Source organism: Bacillus sp. FSL R9-9410 (assembly GCF_038050385.1).
GTDB lineage: Bacteria > Bacillota > Bacilli > Bacillales > Bacillaceae_G > Bacillus_A > Bacillus_A cereus_U.
Window position 1 is genome coordinate 212,452 of sequence record NZ_JBBOTV010000002.1, and the last position, 23,339, is coordinate 235,790.

Consider the following 23,339-nt stretch of genomic DNA (forward strand, 5'->3'; position numbering starts at 1 on the left):
CCTTTATATATTTATTTGATTTCCCTTGTTGCTAACACACTCGTCGATGCCATGCTAATTAACAGTCCAAAAATAACTATATATAATAATTCATTTACATCCACGATTTGTCTATCTAAATACTTATTTACAGAAAGATACATAATGAACAAGAAAACGAAGCTTGTAATACAAATCGCAAAATACGACTTCATCTTGTTCACAACTCTCTCATCAATCAACGGTACGCCCTCTTCTTTCAAACGCTTCTGTTCTCTATATTCCGAAATTCCGTATAAAATAACTAATGCGACATTCGATATAAAAATTACTTCCCACGAAATACTTAAAATTATTAAACTCATATTCAAAATCAAACCTGCTAACAATAAGCTACCGATAAACTTTATAACATCATGTTTACTCATACACGATCAGCCTCTTTACTATTTCTATATTTCCATTTCGGCCAATAATTCACAACGAAATAAACAAACTGCCCGAGTACAAATAAAACAAACGGCATACCAGCAGTCCCATAAACAATTAAATTGTACAAACTCCATATTGCTAAACTTACCACGAAAAATAACCCTACATATTTAAACGCTTTGTCAGATTGAAATCTCTCAAACTCATCTTGCATTTTCATTCCTCCTATCGCTATGCTCGTTTCCCCGCCATTACTCCTATGATGAGACTACCAACAAATAAGAAACTACATACAGTTAATATTTCTGGAATCGGTATAACAGCCCTTCCTATTCCTTTGCTCGCAACAATATAAACTATAAGTAAAATAAACGCGAATATAAATGAGACATTTACATACTTTTTTATATTTTCATTTACTCGCTCATCTATATCTGGAAGTTCTTCTTTTTTGTACTTACGCTTTTTGTAATACACATACGCCGTCAAAAATACAATTGCTAAAATGTTACTAACTATTAGTGATAACATCGGTATGGATGGGTCCATAATACGAACTAAAACGTCCCCTCCACATAATCCTAAGACCGGAGCGATATACAACTTTTTAGTATCGTTCATTTTCTCTCCCCTACTCCAGCGTAAATATTTCCTCTACCTTCATCTCAAAATATTTGGCGATTTTTAGGGATAACTCTAGACTCGGGTTATAGTGATGGTTCTCAATCGCCACGATTGTCTGCCGCGTCACTTGCATCGCCTTTGCCATTTCAATTTGCGTTATATGATGTTGTTTTCGTAATTCTTTAATCTTATTTTTCACACCCATAGGCTCCACCTTCGAAAGTAAAGATATCTTTATAAATTTTAGAAAAACATTTCACTGAACACCTTCTCTAACACAGTAAGACAGGAATTAAATTTATATCAGCGATTTTTTAAATATATCAGCGCAACTTAAATTATATCGGCGATTTTCCAAATATATCAGCGCAACTCCATTTATATCGGCGATTTTTTAAATATATCGACTTACCGACAAATATCGACATCCGTAGCACTATAGGCATAAGAAAGAAGCTGTCCCAAAATACTTTTGGGACAGCTTCTTCGTCTTACTACATAAATCCTAACGCATATACAAGAACGTACCCAAGTACCGAAAGGCAAACCGAGCCAATTAGCCCTGCCACGAATGCCCTACTTCCTAATTTGCGGAACGTTTTAAACTCTACATTTAAACCTAGCCCTGCCATTGCCATTGCAATAAGCATGTACGCAATTACTACAATATATCCGGCAACAACTTCTGGGATAATCCCAATCGAATGCACCGCACTCATTGCTAAAAATCCGAAGATGAACCAAGGAATCGGAAGGTCGCGCCACGATCTTTTTTCCTTACTTTCCTCGCTCTTACCAAACCATAATCCAATTAAAATCGCTACTGGCACAAGCATCGCTACGCGCGTTAACTTCACAATAACCGCGATATCTACAGCCGTGCTACCTCCTGGCGCTGCAGCCGCGATAACGTGAGCAATTTCGTGCAGCGTCGCACCTGAGAACACCCCGTAACCGTAGGGTGAGAAGCCAAGCACTGGGTATAATAGCGTATAAATAAGTGTAAATATTGTACCTAAAATTGCAATAATCGCTGCCCCGACTGCTGTTTCTTCATCTTTCGCTTTCACTTGCGGTGCAATTGCCACGACCGCTGCAGCTCCGCAAATTGCCGTCCCACATGCTGTTAAAATTCCAAGTTTCTGTTCTACTTTAAATACTTTCGTTAGTCCATATACAACGAAAATTGTAAATGTAATAACAACCGCTGCGATGACCAATACTTTCGGCCCCGCCTTCGCAATATCTACAAGATTTAACCGCATTCCAAGTAAAATGATCCCAAAGCGAAGCAACTTCTTACTCGCAAAGTTCGTTCCCACTATCGCTTCTTGAGGAATCCCGATTGCGGCGCGCCAAACCATCCCGATTAGAATAGCGATTACTAATTGTCCCATAATATTTAAAAATGGAAGCTCTGCTAAATATTTCGCGGCGATTGCGATTAATAACGTAATCCCAATACCTTGCGAAAATCCAAAGCCCTTCTTCTTTTGTATAACAAGTGTTTGTTCCACTTTATACCACCCCAATAATCGTATTGGAACATGCATGTTCTTTCTAGTTACATTATAAGAGAGTTTTAATAATAAGTTTAATATCAATATTGAATCCATATCATCAGAAATACTTATGATAAAATAAAAGCAAAAATAAAGGGGCCTAACAAATGAACGTCGACATTTTAAAGATCTTTGTTACTGTCGTTGAACAAAAACATTTTTCGCGTGCTGCGGAACTATTAAACCTTTCACAACCTGGCGTTAGTATGCACATTCGCAACCTGGAAAATGAATTTGGGACTACACTTATTCAGCGCTCCCCAAAGCACGTCCAAGTTACGGAAGCTGGAAACATATTATACATACACGCAAAGCAGATGCTCTCACTTTATGAAGATGCGAAACAAGAAATTAATGCGCTGCATAACGTCGTAACAGGGACACTTCGCATCGGCGCTAGCTTTACAATTGGCGAATACTTACTTCCAAAAATACTTGCGCGCTTTGCCAATGAAAATGCACACGTCGAAGTTCATACATTTATCTCCAATACGGAAGAAGTTTTGCAAAGCCTCCGCTCTAATCAAATTGATATCGGCTTAGTGGAAGGCCAAGTCGTATACGCTGACGTAGATGTTGAAACTTTTATGCAAGATGAAATGAAACTCGTCGTCCCGCCAAACCACCCATTGCTCCATATTGAGGGGATTAACGAAAATACATTGCAAGACCAAGTCTGGGTATTAAGGGAGAGCGGCTCTGGCACACGCGCCTATAGCGATCGCTTTATACACCAACATCATTTAAAAATGAAGCGCTTCTTTACATTTAGCAGTATTCAAAGCGTGAAGGAAGCCGTTGCAGCCGGTCTTGGCATCGCTATCCTTTCAGATTGGACTGTTCGAAAAGAACTATTAGCAAAAGAACTATTCCACATCCCTGTTCCGAACGAAGAGCTAATCCGTCCATTCTCCATCGTGCGCGGCAAATATTTTATCCCGTCTAAAGCTATTCAAGTCTTTTTAAAACACGTAGATTCTTTTGCGAAAAAACAGAGTTGACCTTCACATTAGTGTGAAGGTTTACAATACATGTAAAAGGAGTGAAACGCATTGCGAATTGGAGAGTTATCAAAAGAAACTGGGGTTAGCGAAAGGGCACTAAGACATTATGAAGAAAAGGGATTACTCCCTTCGAAACGCCTCACAAACGGCTATCGTGATTTCGATAAAAGTGCCATTGAAAAAGTAGAGCTTATTCAAATGTACTTACAAATTGGCTTGAATTTAGAAGAGACAGCACGAATGTTGCGCTGCCTCGAAATAGAACCACACCTATACGAAAATCCGTGCAGCAGTATCCTTGCACTTTACGAAGACAAACTCAGTGAGGTAACGAAGCAAATCACATTACTTTCCAACATTCAAACGAATTTACAAAAACACGTTTCACTCCTAAAACAAGCAAAAGAAAAGGGATGATTACATGTTTGTTATACATGGCAGTTCAAGACAAAACGGAAATACGGAAGCTTTAACACATATGGTGATTGATGGGATTGAAACAGAACAAATTTACTTGGGTGATCATATCGTCCACCCAATCATAGATCAGCGCCATGATGTAGAAGGATTTCAACCTGTAAATGATGACTACGAGCAGTTAACCAAACGCATGCTAGAGCACGACACGATTATCTTCGCTACACCGCTATACTGGTACGGAATGAGCGGCCACATGAAGAACTTCGTTGATCGCTGGTCACAAAGCTTGCGTAATAAATCTCTTCATTTCAAAGAAAAAATGAAAGGCAAAAAAATGTACGTTGTCATCGTTGGCGGAGACAGTCCAAAACTGAAAGCATTGCCGCTTATCGCCCAGTTTCAATATATCTTTGATTTTGTTGGTTCATCATTTGAAGGGTATATTATTGGGGATGCGAATGGACTGGATGAAATCAAGAACGATGCTGAGGCGCTGGTAAAAGCACAATTGTATAATAATAAATTCAAAAATAGCACACAGAAATAAGTTTGACAAATCCATTTGTATGCGCATACAATAAAAATAATATTATGAAAGGAAGGTACTTTGACCAATGAAGTTCTAATTCTCTTATTTATTTCATCCATCACAAATAGTGAACAAAAATGATGAAAACTAGCAGAGGATTAGTCTGTCCATTTGTCGATACTTTCTTTCGATACGATCATGTAAAAAATCGTTTATTTATGTACGATTTTTACATTGAAGGGCGACATTTATCCTCTCTAGTGAAACTAGGGAGGTTTTTTTATGACTATTTTAATCGCACGTAATATCGAAAAGAGCTTTGGTGATCGCACCATATTTACGTTACCATCACTAGAAATTCAAGCAAACGATCGTATAGGGATTGTCGGAGTCAACGGAGCTGGAAAATCTACGTTATTACAAATATTAAGTAAAGAAATAGAAGCTGACAAAGGCACAGTAACTCATCATAGTTCTATCGCCATTATCCCACAGCTTAGCGAGGGGATACCGGAAACCACTTCCTCCCTCGCTAAGGGCAAATGGAATATTTCAAACGTCGCAAATTCAATGAGCGGCGGTGAACGAATGCGCCTAAAGATCGCCCATGCCCTCGAACAAGATGCAGGCATTCTATTTGCTGATGAGCCAACAAGTCACTTAGATATGTTCGGTACAGAGCAATTAGAAAAGGCACTGTTATTTTATAAAGGTGCACTTGTTTTAATATCGCATGATCGTGATCTTTTAGATGCCATATGTACAAAAATCATCGAAGTTGAAGACGGTACTATTCAAGAATATAAAGGTAATTATTCAAACTATCGAAAGCAAAAAGAACGTGAGCGAATACAAAAGCAAGCAGAATATGATCAATATATACAAGAAAAAAATCGGTTAGAACAGTCAATTTCACAAAGAAAGCAACGTGCTTCTAGCATGACAAAAATCCCAACACGGTTCAGTTCATCTGAATCTAAACTTTATAAGTGCAGCGGGGCTCATGGGCAAGAAAATGTTAGCAAAGTAGCGAAAGCACTAGAAACACGCCTTGAAAAGTTGGAACAGAAAGAAAAACCGAAAGACTTTTCTCAAGCTCAGTTTGACGTACAATACCACACACCAATTCATAGTAAAGCAGTTGTTCAGTTTAATAAAACAACGAAGAAAATAGGGGATCGCACATTATTTAAAAATATGAATGGAACAATTGTCCCTGGGGCAAAGCTTGCTATTTTAGGGGAAAACGGAAGTGGAAAAACAACTTTGTTCAAAATGCTTCTCACGAACGAGCGTGGCATTCAGCTTTCGAAAAGTTGTAAAATTGGATACTTTGAACAAACATTATCTATTTTAAAAACAGATAAAACAATTTTAGAAAACGTTCTAGAAGAAACAAACTATACAGAATCGTTCGTTCGAACAATACTTGCACGGCTCCTATTCCGCCGTGAAGATGTTCATAAACCTGTGCACATCTTAAGTGGTGGAGAACGCATGAAGGTTGCACTCGCAAAAGTATTTTTAGGAAACTATAATATGCTTCTGCTCGACGAACCGACAAGCTATTTAGACTTGGCAACGCAAGAAGAATTAGAAAGCATGTTACAGGAGTATCCTGGTACAATACTTTTCATTAGCCATGACCGTGCCTTTATTCGTTCTGTTGCAAACCATATTCTACAAGTAGATGAGAGCGAACCAAGAATATTCCACGGCAATTACGAGCAATACACAAAAAGAACCACCCAAGCTTCTGTAAACGTTACTGAACAAGAATTATTACGATTACAAACAAAATTAACAGAAATCATCAGCCGGATTTCTATCCCAAATCAGCATGATGACATCACATTTCTCGAACAAGAATACGAAAAATTATTAGTTCGAATTCGGCAGTGTAAAGAAGCACTCTAATGTCTTCCCCATATATCGACGGGACCTTCCACATTTCCCAAGAAATATCGAGGCTTCGACATAGAATATCACCCTACCTATCATGTTAGACACAATAACAACAAAAAGCCGTGCACCAGCACGGCTTTTCACTTTATATACGGACAGCAGTCCCACTCACCGCAACCATTAGCATTCCTTCGCGAACTACTTCGTAGTCCACGTCGATACCAACAATGGCGTTCGCATTTTTTTGTCTTGCGAGAGTTTTCATCTCTTCCATTGCAATGTCGCGCGCTTCTTTTAATTTACTTTCGTAGGCGCCTGCGCGACCACCGACAACGTCACGGACAGAAGCGAAAAGGTCACGCACGATATTCGCACCCATGATTGCTTCGCCATTAACGATATCGATATACTCAATAATTTCTTTCCCTTGAATTGTAGAAGTTGTTGTTACAATCATGCTTTATAGCCTCCCATATAAGATTTCCACTTACTTATGGTGCACTAATTCAGCAGAAATTATATTTACGAACTAAACTGCGCCTCATACAATCGGCTGTAACCCTCGCCTCGTTTGATTAGTTCCTCATGTGAACCTTGTTCTGCAATACCGTCTTTATTTACAACGACGATGCGATCTGCATTTTTAATAGTTGCGAGCCTGTGAGCGATAACTAATGTTGTACGGCCAACAGATAGTTCTGCAAGTGATTTTTGGATAGCAAGTTCTGTCTCTGTATCTAGCGCAGAAGTTGCTTCATCTAAAATTAAAATTGGCGGGTTCTTCAAGAACATACGGGCAATTGCTAAGCGCTGCTTTTGTCCTCCTGAAAGTTTCACACCACGCTCACCGATAACAGTATCTAAACCGTCTGGTTGCGAGTAAATTAAGTCCTCTAGCTGAGCACGTTTTACCGCCTGCCAAATTTCAGATTCTGAAGCTTTTAAGTTTCCGTAAGCGATATTTTCACGAATTGTTCCTGAGAATAAGAAAACATCTTGCTGTACAATTCCGATTTGCTTACGAAGTGACGATAACGTCATCTCTTTGGTGTCAATGCCATCAATTTGAATTGATCCAGATGATTGTTCATAAAAACGAGGTAATAAACTACATAGTGTTGTTTTCCCTGCCCCTGATGGTCCAACGAAAGCAACTGTTTCACCTGCATGTATTTTCAAACTAATATCGTTTAAAATCGGCTCTTTATTTTCATATCCGAACGTGATGTTATTGTATTGAATATCGCCGTGTACATGTTTAACTTCTATTGCATCTTTAGAATCTACAATATCCGGCTCTGTTTCCAGAAGTTCTACATATCTTCTAAAACCAGCGATTCCTTTCGGATAACTTTCAATAACCGCATTAATTTTTTCAATTGGGCGGAAGAAAATATTCGTTAATAAAACGAATCCAATAAATCCACCGTACGTTAATTCACCTTGCAGAACAAACCATGTACCACATATTAATACAAAGAGTGTTACAAGACGCATCAGCATATAACTAATCGATGAATTTAACGCCATAATTTTATACGCCATTAATTTTGTTGTACGGAAACGAGCATTATTTACAGCAAATTGCTCTTGCTCAAACTTTTCATTTCCGAATGCTTGTACAACGCGGATACCACCTACATTGTTCTCGATACATGCATTGAAATCAGCAACGTCTGAGAATAAACGTCTAAACGTACCTGTCATTTTTTTATTGAAGTAAAGTGCCAACCATAATAAGAACGGGATTACGAAGAATGTTAGAAGTGCTAACTTCCAGTTAATCATCATCATAAATGAAAATGCTCCAACTAAAGTCATAATGGCAATGAATAAATCTTCTGGTCCATGGTGAGCAATTTCCCCAATTTCCATTAAATCGTTTGTAAGACGTGAAATTAAATGACCTGTTTTATTATTATCAAAAAATCTGAATGATAGCTTTTGAATGTGATCAAATAATTTCTGCCTCATATCTGTTTCAATGTTAACCCCAAGCATATGTCCCCAATATGTAACAACATATTGCAAACCTGCATTTAACACATAAACTACGAACAAGCCGAAACAAGCCCATAAAATAAGCGTCCAGTTTTGTCCTGGTAATAACTTATCAATAAATTGATTTACGATAAGCGGGAAACCAAGTTCGAGTAAACCTGCGATAACTGCACAGGAAAAATCGAGTACGAATAAACCTTTGTACGGTTTATAGTAAGAAAAAAATTTACGTAGCATATCTTTCCTCCCTTTTCCAAATTAAAAGACTCTCTAAATGATAACCATTATCAAATAATTATTCAAGTTATCCGTCTATGAAACTAAAAAAACCTTCATCTATATTTGATGAAGGTTTCCATTTTATTTTATATAGCTTCCGAATCCCACTCGTGCTCTTGCTGAACAAATACAACACCTAATTCATGATGTCCCCCGGCGTATAATGCCGTTTGAGCAAGACGAAGCTCACCATTTGTATCTACTACTTCTAATTTACAAAACGCCCCTGTCGTCTTCGTTTGAAGCGCGTCATAAAACTCTTCGGTACTTCTTGGAATGATTCCATTTACTTTCGTAATAACTTCTCCAGGCTTTAAATTCATCTCTGCCCCAATTGTATTCGGAATTGTATCTAACACAACAAGTCCATCATTACGTGCGGCAAAGTATGCTGGTCTTTTCTCGTCTGCAATTTTCTCTTGCATCGAGATTGTAAAGCGTCCAAGCATTGCGACTCCCATCGCGATAATTGCGAGTACGTGCCACCAATAACTTGCGATACCTAAAACGAGTACAAGCCCTGCTAATCCATAGACACGTCTTCCTGTAAATAATAAAGCTTCCGTCGGCTCATAACTTCTAACTTTTCTCATAAACCCAATTAAAAATGGTACGAGGAATAAAGAGTATGTAGTCGAACCTATTGAAACGACAGGCCACCAAGAAATAAATCCTGTCACCGCATCTCCTGGTATAAGAATAAATACTGGTACAAGCCATAAACGATTTGATTCATGTAGTCCAATTCGTAGCCCACGCTTACCTTTGTTAATTTTTGGCGTAGAATAGCGAACCGCATTTTTAGAGATTAATAACCCCTCTACAACGAGCATAACGCCTAGTAAAATAGCAAGGGATACAATCGTACCCTCTTCACCTTCTCCAAGCTGTAAGAAGGAAACTGGCATCTTAGACGATAACAACACGAGTGCAATAGCGATTCCAAAAGTATAAGCTACAGATAAATATCGATACATAGCAGTTAATCCAAATAATAACGTCCAAAGTAAAATTGCCCATAAACTCGCTTTTGAAACAACTAGCCCGAGTCCAATCGTAATAATAGATACGATTAATCCGTACCCAATACCTGCAAATAGAGTTGTTCGTAGTTCAAACCAAATATCATATACTTTAAAAGAAAAATCTTTTCGTTCTCGTAATATACGTAAGTATCCAACGAAGATACTACTAATTAAAAATACATAGACAGCAGGGTGTAAGAAAAAACGTCCAACTGCTCGTAGTATTTCAAAAAGCCATGCCTCCACGAATTCATTCACCACCATTTATATCATTTTTTCTTTTTATCTTATCATAACTAAAGAAATGTTTGTTTAACACATAAAAAATACAGGCATCAAAGTGCCTGTATTCTTTCTTATTTCGCTATTAATTTCAATGCCGTCTGTAATTGTAAATCATTTTCTCCAGAACGGATTTTTTCAATAATTTTAGTTTGAAGCGCTTCAGCTGTCTTTTTATCGAGTTGTCCTGTTGCTTCCATCTCATTCGCATTTTGGAATGCTTTTAGTGCTGATTCTGTCTCTTTGCTAAAGTACCCATCTTCACGTCCTGGTACATAGCCTAAGCTCTTAAGCATTTCTTGCGCATGTTTTACTTGTACATCATTTGAATTGTATGAAAGTGTCTTTTCAATTTGAATTGGTGTCGCATGATAATAATCTGGTTGCTTCACTTCTACAGTTGGCGCGATTCCTTTTTTATGAATCCAATTGCCATCTGGTGTTAACCATTTAAACATTGTTAATTTAATATTGCTACCATCTTTAAATGGAACAGCTTGTTGGACAGTACCTTTACCAAACGTTTTTTCACCAATTAAATCGTATCCTTCTCCCTCTTTCAGCGCACCCGCTAAAATCTCTGAAGCAGAAGCACTTCCATTATCAATTAATACTGAAATTGGATATGGCTTTCTTTCTTTCAGTTCCGTAGAGAATTTCTTCTTCTCACCATTTCGCTGTTCTACTTGTAGCATTGGCTTTTTATCTGTCATGATGTCTCCTAGTATGTCTTCTACACTATTTAAATAGCCACCAGGATTGCCACGTACGTCAATAACTAAGCCTGTTATATGCTTCTTCTCTAACTCTTTTAACTGATCCTTAAATTCTTTCGCAGTATTTTCAGCAAAAGAAGTAATTTGCATATAACCGATGTCTTTTCCGCTCTCTTGCTTTACGGAACTAAATACAGTGAAAATCGGAATCTTTTCTCGCTTAATTTTAAATTCTATCGGATCAGCCACTCCTGCGCGCTTAATTTCAATTGCAACAGTCGTTCCTTTTTTACCACGAATTTTTAATACTGCTTCTTCACGTGATAAATCTTTCACACTATTTCCATCTACAGATAAAATTTGGTCATTCGGTTTAATTCCTATCTTTTCTGCTGGTGAACCTTTAATTGGCGATACGATAATAAGCTTACCGTCCGTCTTGTTTACTTCAGCTCCAATCCCTTCAAGTTCAGGATCTAGTGACTGACTAAACTGTTTTGCCGTTTCTTTATCCATATACGTGGAATAAGGGTCCTTCAGCGTAGACAACATTCCTTGTATCGCACCTTCGACTAACTTGTCGTCTTTCACGTCTTCCACATAACGTGAATCAATTAGTGCATACGCCTCATTAATCTTTGCCAAATTCCCTTGTGCTGTGCCAGCATTACCATTCGATACTGTTTGCGTTACATACGCTGGGTTTATCCCAAGCCAGTACATACCACCAAACATCCCGCCAGCACCAATTAAAAATGCAACAACCATTCCAATAATTGCAACTCTACGTTTCAATGCGGAATTCCCCTTTCCAGAACACACAGGTGGTGTAGCAAAAGGCATCACACGATGTGTGATGCCTTTACCTATTTCTACTATATGATAAGCTTGTACGAATTATGTTTGCAACTTTTTATACTTTTAAGAAGCGACGAATTGACATTACACTTCCCCACATACCGATTAATGCACCGATTAACATTAATAAACCAGCTAATTGGAATACGAATGGGTTGTATGGTAGAAGCTCGAAAATTGTTCCGCCAAGTTTTTCATTAAACACACCTTGCAATGAATTATATATAACTAAAATTAGGCCAATTGGAATAATTGATCCTAATACTCCTAGGAATAATCCCTCTAACAAGAACGGCCAACGAATAAACCAGTTTGTTGCACCAACAAGTTTCATAATTTCAATCTCAGTACTACGAGCATAAATTGTAATTTTAATTGTGTTAGAGATTAAGAACATCGCTGTGAATAGAAGACCAGCAATTAACGCAATCCCGATGTTACGACCAGTTTTTACAGTATCAAATAATTTTTCAACTTGACCTTTACCGTATTGAACATTACTTACAAACTGCATTTTCTCAACCTTTTTCGCAATCGCCGCTGTATCTGTTGGTTCTTTCGCCTTTACAACAAATACATCTTTCAGTGGATTATCTTGCTCAAATAACTCGAACGTTTTTCCACTATCGCCTAAGCTTTTAATTAAACGTTTCAACTCTTCTTCTTTAGAAGAATATTTAATAGAATCTACTTTCGCAATTTTACTCATATCTTCTTCTAATTTCTTTTGATCAGCTTCTTTTGCTGCCGGATCAACATGCACACGAATTTCTACATCTTGCTCTACTTTCGTCGCAAAATGGTTCATATTCATAATCGCTGCCAAAAAGACACCTACAAGTAATAACGTAACTGTTACTGCACTTACAGAAGCAAATGTCATCCATCCGTTACGGGATAGATTTTTCACACCTTCTCGCAAATGTCGACTAAGGGTTTTAGCCTTCATATCCGTATCCTCCCTCAATCTCGTCTCGAACAATTCTTCCGCCTTCAATTGCAATTACACGATGACGAATTGTATTTACGATATCTGCGTTATGTGTCGCCATAACAATCGTTGTACCACGCTCATTAATACGTTTAAAAATACTCATAATATCAAGCGCTGTTTCAATATCTAAGTTACCTGTTGGCTCATCAGCAATTACAACCTTTGGTCTATTTACAATCGCTCTTGCAATCGCCACACGTTGTTGCTCTCCGCCTGAAAGTTCGCCTGGAAGTGCATCTGCACGATCATCTAGACCTACAAGACCTAACACTTCTGTAACACGTTCACGAATCGCATCTCGTTCTTCTTCAATTACTTCTAAAGCAAACGCAACATTCTCATATACCGTTAATTTAGGTAGCAATTTAAAATCTTGGAAAATTACGCCTAATTGACGACGGAAATATGGAACATCTCTTTCTGCTAATGTTTCAATTACAAGTCCATTTACATTAATTGATCCTGTAGATGGCTTCTCTTCACGATACATCATTTTAATAAATGTAGATTTTCCGGCTCCACTCGGTCCAACTACGTATACGAATTCACCTTGTTTAATGTTAACTGTGAGACCAGCAATGGCTTTCATACCATTTGGGTACTCCTTATAAACATTCGTCATTTTTATCATTATTTATCACCCAATACTTAATGATTTTTTTCGAAATACTTTTCTGTACATTTGAAAATAAAAGAAAAACCTTTATTTTCGCTCGACCATTCTTGTTGAAGGTAGCTTCCATACATGCTTTTTATTAGCAACGCTACTCTATGTAATATATTTCATCAAAATTCTACAAACCCCATTGTAACATCAATCGGTTTCCAGTTCGGATACAATTTTGTTACAGTTATGTTACATCCCAACAAAAGGTAAACGAGCTCCTGTAATTACTTAACTCGAAGCACTTTTCGGTCAAGTTATACAATCAGCTCGTTTATTAATTACGTTTCTTATTTATGCTCCGCTAACCATTCAGCTACTTTTTTCGCATCTTCACCTTGAATAATTCCTGGTGACATTGAACCGCGACCTTTTTCAATAACCTTTTCAATATCTGCTGCGTCGTATTTCTGTCCTACTTTTCGTAAATCTGGTCCCGTTGCTCCTGATAAATCTTTAGCGTGACAACCTATACAACTTTTTTGGTAAATTTGTTCTGCGCTATCTGTGCTTGCAGATTGTTTTGATGGTTTACTCTCTTCTTTATTTCCACATGCTCCTAAAGCAAAAACGACTGATGTCCCCAGCGTAATAGCCAACAATTTCTTTTTCACTTCTATCGCTCCCCATTGTTGATATTCTTTTCATTCATAACTAGGCAATAGTTTTCATAACACATTCAATATTCATTATAAGCATTATCTTTATATAGAAAAACTAAGGTATATTTCATATTTTTCACAAATATAGTGAGAAGCCTAATAAAATAAGCTTTCATAAATTGTTTCAATTCTGTGAACACCTTAAAAAGTTCTATAAAGAGCCTTTTTCTCCAAACCAAAAATGAGAATCCCTATATAAAGCCCTACTCTATTACCGCTCTGTTTTACTATTCTCTACTTTTTACAAAACAATATACGGCATTGTATTCTACATGTAATCTCATCAAAAAGAGAAGTTGTCGCCTCCAACTTCTCTTCCTCTTTATTTCATCAATATAAATAAGATAAGCCTCTTTATATCCTCTTGGACCTCAACATGTGCCAACAATTCTGTTGGCTTTTTCTCTTATTAAATACGAGAACGTAAATACGCATCAATAAACGGATTAATTTCCCCATCCATAACTGCTTGTACGTTACCAACTTCTGTATTTGTACGATGGTCTTTCACAAGAGAATACGGGTGGAATACGTAAGAACGGATTTGGCTGCCCCATCCAATTTCTTTTTGCTCTCCGCGAATCTCATCTAATTGTGCTTGTTGTTCTTCTAATTTCTTTTGATATAATTTCGCTTTCAGCATTTTCATCGCATGTTCACGGTTTTTAATTTGAGAACGCTCTGACTGACATGTTACAACCGTATTTGTTGGTAGATGCGTTATACGAACTGCTGAATCTGTCGTATTAACATGCTGTCCGCCTGCACCACTTGCACGATACGTATCTATTTTCAAATCTTCTGTACGCACTTCAATTTCAACTTCATCATTGAATTCAGGTACAACTTCACAAGATACGAACGATGTATGACGACGACCTGAAGAATCGAACGGTGAAATACGTACAAGACGATGTACACCTTTCTCCGCTTTCAAGTAACCGTAAGCGTTATGACCTTTAATTAATAATGTAACACTCTTAATACCAGCTTCATCGCCCGGTAAGTAGTCAACCGTTTCTACTTTAAACCCACGTTTCTCAGCCCAGCGTGTGTACATACGTAATAACATAGAACCCCAGTCTTGTGACTCTGTTCCACCTGCACCTGGGTGTAATTCTAAAATAGCGTTATTTTTATCATAAGGATCGCTTAATAGTAGCTGAAGCTCGTACTCATTCATTTCTTGAATTAAAGTTTTCACTTCAGATTCTAATTCCTCATGTAAATCTTCATCATACTCTTCTTTAAGTAGGTCATGCGTCATTTCTAAGTTTTCGAACGTCTCATCTAACTGACGGAACCTTCCAACCATATCTTTCAGCGCATTCGCTTCATTAATTACAGCTTGTGCGCCTTGTTGGTCATCCCAAAATCCAGCGCCCATCATCGTTTCTTCTAATTCTGCAATTTGTTTTTCCTTAGTAGGGAGGTCAAAGAGACCCCCTAAAAGCCGATAATCTCTTAGCCATTTTTTCTAATTCTTGCCTAATTTCTACTAATTCCATTTCCTTCACCTCTATGTAATTGCTGTTACTTCCATATGAAAACAAGGGAAACTCTCTCCACTTATTACGGAGAGAGTTTAAACCTTTTCATTATACATTTTTGATGTAAAAGTTTGCAAAGCAGCCTAAACTACAGTTCCCTATTACTGCCCAATGCCACAACAGTTTTTATATTTCTTGCCACTACCGCATTTACATAAATCGTTGCGTCCCATTTGGTCACCTTTTACAACCGGTTTTTTCTTCGCGTCTTCGCCATCGCTTGATGGATGAACAGCTTCACCTTGAACAACTTCTTGACGCTCTAAGTTTTGCTCAATTTCAGCTTTCATAATGTAACGAGAGATTTCCTCTTCAATAGAAGCGATCATCGACTCGAACATTGCGAATCCTTCCATTTGGTATTCACGAAGTGGATCGATTTGTCCGTAAGCACGTAAATGAATACCTTCACGAAGGTGATCCATTGCATCGATATGATCTGTCCATTTCGTATCTACAACACGGAATACAACAACCTTTTCGAATTCACGCGTCTGCTCTTCAGGTAGAAGCTTCTCTCTTTCGTTATAACGCTCTAACAATTTCGCGATAATTGATTCGCTCATTTCTTCTGGAGCAAGGCGACGTAACTCTTCTTCTTTTACATCTCCTTCTTCAAGAAGGTTTGTATTTAAGTAATCGACAAGACCTTTAATGCTCCAATCTTCTTCGATTTCTTCTTGCGTATGAAGTGCAACAGCACGTTCTATCGTAGATTTCATCATACCTTCAATAATGCTGCGTAAGTTCTCTGAATCCATTACTTCTTGACGCTGTTTATAAATTACTTCACGTTGTTGACGAAGTACATCGTCGTATTGCAATAGCTGTTTACGTGCATCATAGTTATTTCCTTCCACACGTTTTTGCGCAGATTCTACCGCACGAGAAACCATTTTACTTTCGATTGGCTGTGAGTCATCCATACCAAGGCGATCCATCATCGCTTTCATATTGTCAGAACCGAAGCGGCGCATTAGTTCATCTTCCATTGATAAGTAGAACTGTGTTACACCAGGGTCTCCTTGACGACCAGAACGACCACGTAACTGATTATCAATACGACGACTTTCGTGACGCTCTGTACCGATAACTGCTAGGCCAACGTTTCTAATATCGTCGCCTAACTTAATATCCGTACCACGACCAGCCATATTCGTCGCAATTGTTACAGTGCCTTTCATACCAGCTTCTGCAATGATATCTGCTTCACGCGCATGGTTTTTTGCGTTTAAGATATTATGACGTACACCTTTACGTGTTAACATTTTTGAAATAAGCTCTGATGTTTCAATTGCAACTGTACCAACAAGAATAGGTTGCCCTTGCTTATGACGATTTACAATATCCTCAACAACTGCATTGAATTTACCTTCCATTGATTTGAAGATTAAATCAGCACGGTCATCACGAATAATATCTTGATTCGTCGGAATTACGATAACATTCATATTGTAAATACTACGGAATTCTTCTTCTTCCGTTTTCGCTGTACCAGTCATACCAGATAATTTTTCGTACATACGGAAGTAGTTCTGGAACGTAATTGTTGCAAGCGTCATACTTTCATTTTGAATTTCTACGCCTTCTTTTGCTTCAATAGCTTGGTGTAAACCTTCGCTATAACGACGACCTTTCATAAGACGACCAGTGAATTGGTCTACGATTACGATTTCGCCTTCTTGTACAACATAATCTGTATCAAGGTGCATAACAACGTGTGCACGAAGCCCCTGATTAATATGGTGAAGAAGTGCTACATGTTTTAAATCAAATAAGTTTTCAATATGAAAAGCTTTCTCTGCTTTCGTAATACCATCTTCAGTTAACATTACATTTTTCGTTTTCACATCAAATGAATATTCTTTTTCATTTTCTAATGTACGAACGAATGCATTTGCAAACATGTATAGCTCTGTTGATTTTTGAGCTTGTCCAGAAATAATAAGCGGCGTACGCGCTTCATCGACTAAAATGGAATCGACTTCATCGATGATAGCAAAATTAAGTGGACGCTGAACGCACTGCTCTCTATATAACACCATGTTGTCACGTAAGTAATCGAATCCAAGCTCGTTATTTGTGCTATACGTAATATCAGCAGCATAAGCGGCTTTTTTCTCTTCACGTGACATACTATTTAAGTTAATCCCTACAGTTAGGCCAAGGAACTCATGAAGTTGTCCCATTTCACTTGCATCACGTTGTGCTAAGTATTCATTGACTGTAACAACGTGAACACCTTTTCCTGTTAATGCGTTTAAATATACAGGTAAAGTAGATGTTAACGTTTTACCTTCACCTGTTTTCATCTCAGAGATATTTCCTTCATGTAAGGCGATACCACCCATTAGCTGTACGCCATATGGACGCATTCCAAGAACACGATTTGCTGCTTCACGAACAACCGCAAAAGCTTCAGGAAGTAGATCATCTACTGTCTCACCTTTTGTTAGACGTTCTTTAAATTCAATCGTCTTTCCTTTTAATTGTTCATCAGTTAGCGGCTTAATAGATGATTCTAATGCATCAATTTGCTCCACTGTCTTCTGCATACGTTTAATTTGGCGTTGGTTGACATCAAATACCTTTTTTAAAATACCGATCATAGGAAATACGCTCCTCTTTTATTAAAATAAAACTTCCGATTGCTTTCTTTTTCTCTTTACAATCAGTCGTTATAAAAATCAAATTTATGTTATGCCAATTTTTCTCCTAATTAAAAAAACTAAAATGTATAAACCTAATGATAATTGTACCACTTGTCTTGTAACTATGACAACAATCGTCCAAATCTCGAGCCGTAGATTCAGAAAAAGTTTTTATTTTATTTGTTCCAGCAAACTAATATCTCTTCGTTACAAATTTTGTATTAAATCTAAGTAGTATTCTTTCAAGTTCTCTTTTAAAGAAGATGGCTCAATTATTTTTATAGTTTTACCAAAACTAGCTAGATACGAGATGATAAAGTTGATTTCAGCAGGCTCATAAGTTCCTATTAAGTATGTATCTTCGTGTTCTTCCCATAATTTCATCGAAGGATATTGTTGTTGCTTGAATATCTCTATCCCCCTCGCAGTAATTGAGCATTTAAATTGAATAGCTTGTTCAGTTGCCTTCCAAAGACTATGTGCGTTATGTATATTTATGTTTTCCAAATCCAGACTATCCTGAGCATCTACCATTTCTAACGACCGAATACGATCACAGCGAAACACTCGATAAGCCGATTTATCTAAATCGTAAGCCTGGCAATACCAATAACCTTTCATCGCATAAATCGAAATCGGCTGAATACGGCGCATTGTCGCTTGTTTCGGCGTTACATAGTTTATAGTTAAAGCCCTATTTTGAACAGCAGCTAACAAAATCTCTTCTAGATAACCACATTCATGTGCTTGTTCCAAATGAAAAAAGGACACTCTTTTTTTCAAGTTTTCAATTTGCTCACGCTGTTTTGACGAAACACTATCTAAAAATTTCTTATTAATGGAACGAAACGAGATTTGAAAGGGAATACTTACAAAACTACTTAGTGCTTGCATTGCAAAATAAAGTGCAAAAACTTCATGATTTGTAAATGAAATCGGTGGTAATGTCATCGTTTTTATTAAACGATAACCTCCATACCGACCATACTCTGCAAAAAGAGGGACACCCATTTCCTCTAATGATGTAATATCACGTAAAGCTGTCCTTTTTGAAATTTGAAATTCATCCATTAAATCTTTCAATGTGAATATTTGTTTTTGATTAATAAAACGTAGCATCTGATTTAAACGTTCAACTTTTTTCATAAATTCTCCCTATAGGTGTCGTATGTTGGCACCTTATATTTGTATAGTAATAAGTGTAAACATATATGAAGGAGGCAATACAATGAACTTTGAAGTAATCCCTTTTTTATCATTAAATGGGCAAGGTGCTAAAGCAATTGCATTTTACGAACAGTATTTAGACGCAAAAGTTTTATTTAAAAAGAATTATAAAGAAATGAAAGAAATAGATCCTAATTTCACGTATAAAGAAAGCCAAGAACATTATATTACCCATTCTGTTTTACAAATTGGCACTAATAAAATTATGATTGCAGAACAGGCAGTGGATTCCACACGCCCTTGGCAATTAAGTAATAGCTCATCATTATGCATTCAATCTAAAGATTTCCAAACCATGGAAGCACTCTATCACAATCTAATTCAACATGATGAGGTTTATATTTTAACACCTTTTGAAAAAAACTCCTTCAGCCCGGGTTATGCCATTGTGCGAGATCCTTTTGGAATAGTAATACAACTGACCGTGACAAAACATGACTTCTAAATCTCATTACGAATGAGCCATTTAAATTTATATCAATATTACAAGATAGGAAGGCAAAAATATATAAAGTGAAACTTTAATCAGTGGGGGTTTTGTTCATCCCCCACTGATTATTAGCCCTCACCAATCGGGCGTTTACGGGCAGCAGGCCCCCCACCTAACTTCTTTGCTCCGGCCGAATTTTGAGGTGGGAGTTTTACTACCCCACAAATAGCGGGATAAAAAAAGCGCAGCCATTTCGGCTGCGCTTTTGAATGATTATTTAGTTTCGATTAAACCATATTTCCCGTCTTTACGGCCATATACAACATTAGTTTCATTTGTATCAGCATTTGTGAAGACGAAGAAACTATGTCCTAGCATATCCATTTGTAAGATCGCTTCTTCAACGTCCATCGGTTTTAAATCGAATCGTTTTGTACGTACAAGTTCTAATTCATCCTCTTCTACCGCATCCAGAACAGCTACTGCTTCTGGAAGGATAAAGTTAGTTTTCACAGAACCCTTTTCACGTAATTTACGGTTTACTTTTGTTTTATGTTTACGAATTTGTCGCTCAATTTTATCAACTACTAAATCAATCGCAGCGTACATATCGCTATTTGCTTCTTCTGCACGAAGTAATAAATCTGTAAATGGAATTGTTACCTCGATACGTTGCTTGTCAGAGTATACCTTTAAATTAACTTTAATCTCTGGGAATGTATCAAAATAACGCTCTAATTTACCTAGTTTTTTCTCTACATATTCCCCTAATGCTGGAGTTACTTCAATATTTTCACCACGAATGTTGAATTTCATAGATGAATTCCTCCTTTCAAGCCTATGTACTATAATTTCGACATTGACTTAAAAACTCCTTCTAACTTTTTTAAAAAAATTAGTGGAATTGCGATTTTTTTATCGTTTTTTGTTGAAATGAAAAGATGCATCGTTTCTATCTTTATTTTATCCTATTAACATCGTGAATAACGAATGTAACTGTGGACAATTGGTTACAGAAAAGAAACAACTTTTTGACAACTTCTTCGCAACAAAAAAGCCCTTGGTACGAGCAAGAGCTTTCACCATCTATATAATGCTGCCAAAAATACAGCTCTATCTTTTCCAAAAACTTAATTTTTACAGTTTCACAACATTAGCCGCTTGTGTTCCACGTGCTCCATCAACAATATCAAACTCCACTTGTTGACCTTCTTCTAACGACTTATACCCCTCTTGTTGAATAGCAGAAAAATGAACAAACACATCATCACCATCTTCACGCTCAATAAACCCAAATCCCTTTTCTGCATTGAACCATTTTACTCGTCCTTGCATGTTTATTCCATTCCCTTCACTCTTAAAATCAGGGCATTCGCCCCATATTTTGACTATAACGAATGACAAGACTGTTAGTCAAAGAAGATCTGTCGTCTTTTTATTATTCCTTTCGACATTCACATATTAACCTCTACAAAGCGTCAAACAAGAAACCTCTCTCGCTCCTCGATCATACAGAAGGCTTCCAATTTGCCTAACAGTAATTCCTGTCGTATACACATCATCCACGATTAAAACATGTTGCTCATGAAACATCTCTTCTCCCTGAAAATAAAAAGGATTAACTCCCGATACCCTTTCTTTACGCTTCTTCTTACTTTGTTTTTCTGTTTCAATTCTTCTTAATGATGTACAAAACATTTTGATAGGAAAACAAGAAGCTAGTAACTCCGCTTGATTAAAACCACGCTCGTATTCTCGCTCTTCACTAAGAGGGACCGGAATGGCAACTGAAACATTCGCAAAATATTTTTGAAAAAGACTTCGAAAAGGCTGATGAAAAATATGCACTAATTCAGCATCGCCTCGAAATTTAAACTGTGCTAATATTTCTTTCATCCCTTCATCATACACATACAGCGAACGATTTATGAGAGGCGGAAACCTCTGCTCGTTCGTCCACCTTATGCAGTCCATGCAAATATCCACGTTTTTATATTCAGCTGGTACAAGTTCTAAAGGCCGACCACACTCCTTGCAAATATCGCCTATAATATAGGAAAGTTTTTGTTCACATCTATCACATATATACTTTTTATGAAGCTTAACAAAAAAAGTGTACCAACTAATCGCATATGAAACATACTCATCACAAAGTAGACAATGCATCAATCTATCAATCCTTGTTCTTTAGCATTCTTATTCATACTTTGAATATGTTTTTTCGCACGCACCATCGCCGCTGTCTTTCCATAATGAAAATAGATGACATCTCCATGCGGTTCATCAGAGCTTCTGCCAGCACGCCCTGCAATTTGAACGAGAGCACTTTCTGAAAATATTTCTTCCTCAGCTCCTAAAACTGCTACTTGTAAATTTTTCACAGTTACTCCTCGTTCCAAAATCGTCGTTGTAACTAATAAAGGGATTTCTCCCTTTCTAAAAGCTGCTACCTTCTCTTTTCTCGCCATATCTTCTGCATGCACACCGTCAATTTGATTGTTTAATGATTTTAATAACTGGCTAATTTCTTCTACATATCGCACATGAGGAACAAATAGAAAAATGGGGTATCGTTTAGATAAGTACATATTTAACCATTGTAATAACGTACGAGGGATTTTTTTACGCATAAGACCCTTTTTCCAATTTCCGCACCACCGAAATATCGGGACTGGCAATGGATGACGATGATAACGTCCTGAAATAATAACCCCTTTTTGCTTACCATTCCGCAATTTACGCTTCCACTTTTCATCTGGAGTTGCAGTTAAATAAATACGTGCTGCCTCCTCTTTCATCGCTTCGTTTACTGCATAATGCAACATCTTATCCGCATGATACGGAAAAGCATCTATCTCATCTACAATCATGACATGGAACGCCCTATAATAACGTAACAATTGATGTGTAGTTGCAATGATTAACGCCGCATCTTTTTCTCGGTCTAAACTCCCTCCGTATAAAGCAGCTACATTTATATTTGGAAACACTTCTTGTAACCTTGGTGCTAATTCAAGTACAACGTCCGTTCTCGGCGTTGCAATACAAACTCTCTCTCCCTTTTGTAGTGCTTCTGCAATTCCGCGAAACAACATTTCTGTTTTTCCAGCCCCGCACACCGCCCAAATAAAAAATGATTCTTTCTGCTTAACAGCGTCAACGACACTTTGCGCAGCTAACTCCTGACCAGCAGACAAAACGCCTTCCCACTGTAACGGATTCAAATAATTTTCTCCGCTTATTTCAGCAATCCCGCGAACAAGTACAGCACATTCACTTACCCTGCCCATCGTTATACATTTCCGGCAATACGCACATACTTTATTGCACCTTTTGCATAGAAATGATGCAAATAGTCGCTGCTCTATATTTCCGCAGCGCTGGCACATATATTTTGAAGACTTCTTAATTACCCCTTGTACACAAACGACTTCTCGATTCTTTTTCAAATGATCCAATTTGTCCTGCAAATCTGAAGAAAGTTCTTCTAACAGTAACTGTCTACCAGCTAACACCATCAACCACCTCCAGCACTACTATAAACC

At 37.5% G+C, this 23,339-nt stretch carries 24 protein-coding genes; 5 read left to right on the forward strand and 19 right to left on the reverse strand.

Going from position 1 to position 23,339, the window contains the following annotated elements; translation table 11 throughout:
* Nucleotides 1–11: 11 nt before the first annotated feature.
* The 5 genes from MKX77_RS25085 to MKX77_RS25105 all read right to left on the reverse strand — a co-directional run bounded on the left by MKX77_RS25085 (nucleotide 12) and on the right by MKX77_RS25105 (nucleotide 2,552).
* Nucleotides 12–407 carry an ATPase gene (locus MKX77_RS25085; RefSeq protein ID WP_215554708.1) on the reverse strand — a complete coding sequence of 132 codons (396 nt, stop codon included), beginning with the start codon at nucleotides 405–407 and terminating at the stop codon, nucleotides 12–14.
* Nucleotides 404–625 carry a hypothetical protein gene (locus MKX77_RS25090; RefSeq protein ID WP_341308084.1) on the reverse strand — a complete coding sequence of 74 codons (222 nt, stop codon included), beginning with the start codon at nucleotides 623–625 and terminating at the stop codon, nucleotides 404–406. The genes MKX77_RS25085 and MKX77_RS25090 overlap by 4 nt, the downstream gene beginning before the upstream one ends.
* Before the next feature lie 17 nt (nucleotides 626–642).
* Nucleotides 643–1,032: a hypothetical protein gene (locus tag MKX77_RS25095; protein ID WP_341308085.1), complete on the reverse strand. Its 390-nt coding sequence runs from the start codon at nucleotides 1,030–1,032 to the stop codon at nucleotides 643–645.
* A 10-nt stretch (nucleotides 1,033–1,042) separates the two neighbouring features.
* Complete coding sequence (locus tag MKX77_RS25100) at nucleotides 1,043–1,240, reverse strand: helix-turn-helix transcriptional regulator (RefSeq protein WP_002068313.1); 198 nt, start codon at nucleotides 1,238–1,240, stop codon at nucleotides 1,043–1,045.
* Between the two features lie 289 nt (nucleotides 1,241–1,529).
* Nucleotides 1,530–2,552: a YeiH family protein gene (locus tag MKX77_RS25105; RefSeq protein WP_002068312.1), complete on the reverse strand. Its 1,023-nt coding sequence runs from the start codon at nucleotides 2,550–2,552 to the stop codon at nucleotides 1,530–1,532.
* 152 nt (nucleotides 2,553–2,704) lie between these two features.
* Here MKX77_RS25105 and MKX77_RS25110 point away from each other — a divergent pair, with 152 nt between their 5' ends.
* The 4 genes from MKX77_RS25110 to abc-f all read left to right on the forward strand — a co-directional run bounded on the left by MKX77_RS25110 (nucleotide 2,705) and on the right by abc-f (nucleotide 6,467).
* Entirely contained in the window at nucleotides 2,705–3,598 is an 894-nt protein-coding gene (locus MKX77_RS25110) for a LysR family transcriptional regulator (protein WP_341308086.1), read from the forward strand.
* Between the two features lie 51 nt (nucleotides 3,599–3,649).
* Nucleotides 3,650–4,018, forward strand: coding sequence for a MerR family transcriptional regulator (locus MKX77_RS25115; RefSeq protein WP_341308087.1), 369 nt, complete (start codon nucleotides 3,650–3,652; stop codon nucleotides 4,016–4,018).
* A 4-nt stretch (nucleotides 4,019–4,022) separates the two neighbouring features.
* Nucleotides 4,023–4,568 carry a flavodoxin family protein gene (locus MKX77_RS25120; RefSeq protein WP_341308088.1) on the forward strand — a complete coding sequence of 182 codons (546 nt, stop codon included), beginning with the start codon at nucleotides 4,023–4,025 and terminating at the stop codon, nucleotides 4,566–4,568.
* A 264-nt stretch (nucleotides 4,569–4,832) separates the two neighbouring features.
* Nucleotides 4,833–6,467 carry a ribosomal protection-like ABC-F family protein gene (gene abc-f, locus MKX77_RS25125; RefSeq protein ID WP_341308089.1) on the forward strand — a complete coding sequence of 545 codons (1,635 nt, stop codon included), beginning with the start codon at nucleotides 4,833–4,835 and terminating at the stop codon, nucleotides 6,465–6,467.
* A gap of 133 nt (nucleotides 6,468–6,600) precedes the next feature.
* On the opposite strand, the gene MKX77_RS25130 is transcribed toward abc-f, so the two are convergent.
* The 10 genes from MKX77_RS25130 to MKX77_RS25175 form a co-directional block, all read right to left on the reverse strand.
* Nucleotides 6,601–6,912, reverse strand: coding sequence for a heavy metal-binding domain-containing protein (locus tag MKX77_RS25130; RefSeq protein ID WP_002068307.1), 312 nt, complete (start codon nucleotides 6,910–6,912; stop codon nucleotides 6,601–6,603).
* A 65-nt stretch (nucleotides 6,913–6,977) separates the two neighbouring features.
* Nucleotides 6,978–8,693 (reverse strand): ABC transporter ATP-binding protein, encoded by a 1,716-nt coding sequence (locus MKX77_RS25135; RefSeq protein WP_341308090.1) that lies wholly within the window; start codon nucleotides 8,691–8,693, stop codon nucleotides 6,978–6,980.
* Nucleotides 8,694–8,821: 128 nt separating this feature from the next.
* Nucleotides 8,822–10,006: a PDZ domain-containing protein gene (locus MKX77_RS25140; RefSeq protein WP_172798714.1), complete on the reverse strand. Its 1,185-nt coding sequence runs from the start codon at nucleotides 10,004–10,006 to the stop codon at nucleotides 8,822–8,824.
* Between the two features lie 110 nt (nucleotides 10,007–10,116).
* Nucleotides 10,117–11,553 (reverse strand): S41 family peptidase, encoded by a 1,437-nt coding sequence (locus tag MKX77_RS25145; protein ID WP_087947307.1) that lies wholly within the window; start codon nucleotides 11,551–11,553, stop codon nucleotides 10,117–10,119.
* A 118-nt stretch (nucleotides 11,554–11,671) separates the two neighbouring features.
* Nucleotides 11,672–12,565 (reverse strand): permease-like cell division protein FtsX, encoded by an 894-nt coding sequence (ftsX, locus tag MKX77_RS25150; RefSeq protein WP_215554717.1) that lies wholly within the window; start codon nucleotides 12,563–12,565, stop codon nucleotides 11,672–11,674.
* Nucleotides 12,555–13,241 carry a cell division ATP-binding protein FtsE gene (gene ftsE, locus MKX77_RS25155; protein ID WP_088079716.1) on the reverse strand — a complete coding sequence of 229 codons (687 nt, stop codon included), beginning with the start codon at nucleotides 13,239–13,241 and terminating at the stop codon, nucleotides 12,555–12,557. Before ftsE ends, ftsX begins: the two co-directional genes overlap by 11 nt.
* Before the next feature lie 323 nt (nucleotides 13,242–13,564).
* Nucleotides 13,565–13,888 (reverse strand): cytochrome c551, encoded by a 324-nt coding sequence (cccB, locus tag MKX77_RS25160; protein WP_215554718.1) that lies wholly within the window; start codon nucleotides 13,886–13,888, stop codon nucleotides 13,565–13,567.
* Between the two features lie 457 nt (nucleotides 13,889–14,345).
* Nucleotides 14,346–15,444 (reverse strand): peptide chain release factor 2 gene (gene prfB, locus MKX77_RS25165; RefSeq protein ID WP_215554719.1). Its coding sequence is split into 2 segments (ribosomal slippage): nucleotides 14,346–15,371 and nucleotides 15,373–15,444, totalling 1,098 coding nucleotides; the frame shifts between segments, so codons are not numbered across the junction.
* Nucleotides 15,445–15,587: 143 nt separating this feature from the next.
* The gene (gene secA / locus MKX77_RS25170) at nucleotides 15,588–18,095 is read right to left on the reverse strand and encodes a preprotein translocase subunit SecA (RefSeq protein WP_215554720.1); all 2,508 of its coding nucleotides are present in this window, start codon (nucleotides 18,093–18,095) and stop codon (nucleotides 15,588–15,590) included.
* A 249-nt stretch (nucleotides 18,096–18,344) separates the two neighbouring features.
* Entirely contained in the window at nucleotides 18,345–19,283 is a 939-nt protein-coding gene (locus tag MKX77_RS25175; RefSeq protein ID WP_341308091.1) for a helix-turn-helix transcriptional regulator, read from the reverse strand.
* A gap of 82 nt (nucleotides 19,284–19,365) precedes the next feature.
* On the opposite strand from MKX77_RS25175, the gene MKX77_RS25180 reads away from it, so the two are divergent.
* Nucleotides 19,366–19,809 carry a VOC family protein gene (locus MKX77_RS25180; RefSeq protein ID WP_341308092.1) on the forward strand — a complete coding sequence of 148 codons (444 nt, stop codon included), beginning with the start codon at nucleotides 19,366–19,368 and terminating at the stop codon, nucleotides 19,807–19,809.
* Between the two features lie 258 nt (nucleotides 19,810–20,067).
* Here the strand turns inward: MKX77_RS25180 and hpf are convergent, their stop codons facing one another.
* From hpf to comFA, 4 genes are all read right to left on the reverse strand, one after another.
* Nucleotides 20,068–20,610 (reverse strand): ribosome hibernation-promoting factor, HPF/YfiA family, encoded by a 543-nt coding sequence (hpf, locus tag MKX77_RS25185; RefSeq protein ID WP_215554723.1) that lies wholly within the window; start codon nucleotides 20,608–20,610, stop codon nucleotides 20,068–20,070.
* Nucleotides 20,611–20,931: 321 nt separating this feature from the next.
* A complete protein-coding gene (gene cspC, locus MKX77_RS25190; RefSeq protein ID WP_341308093.1) occupies nucleotides 20,932–21,129 on the reverse strand; it encodes a cold shock protein CspC in 198 nt (65 codons plus the stop codon).
* Between the two features lie 126 nt (nucleotides 21,130–21,255).
* Nucleotides 21,256–21,960, reverse strand: a complete 705-nt coding sequence (locus tag MKX77_RS25195) for a ComF family protein (RefSeq protein ID WP_341308094.1) — start codon at nucleotides 21,958–21,960, stop codon at nucleotides 21,256–21,258.
* Complete coding sequence (gene comFA / locus MKX77_RS25200) at nucleotides 21,960–23,312, reverse strand: ATP-dependent helicase ComFA (RefSeq protein WP_341308095.1); 1,353 nt, start codon at nucleotides 23,310–23,312, stop codon at nucleotides 21,960–21,962. The genes MKX77_RS25195 and comFA overlap by 1 nt, the downstream gene beginning before the upstream one ends.
* Nucleotides 23,313–23,339: the final 27 nt, after the last annotated feature.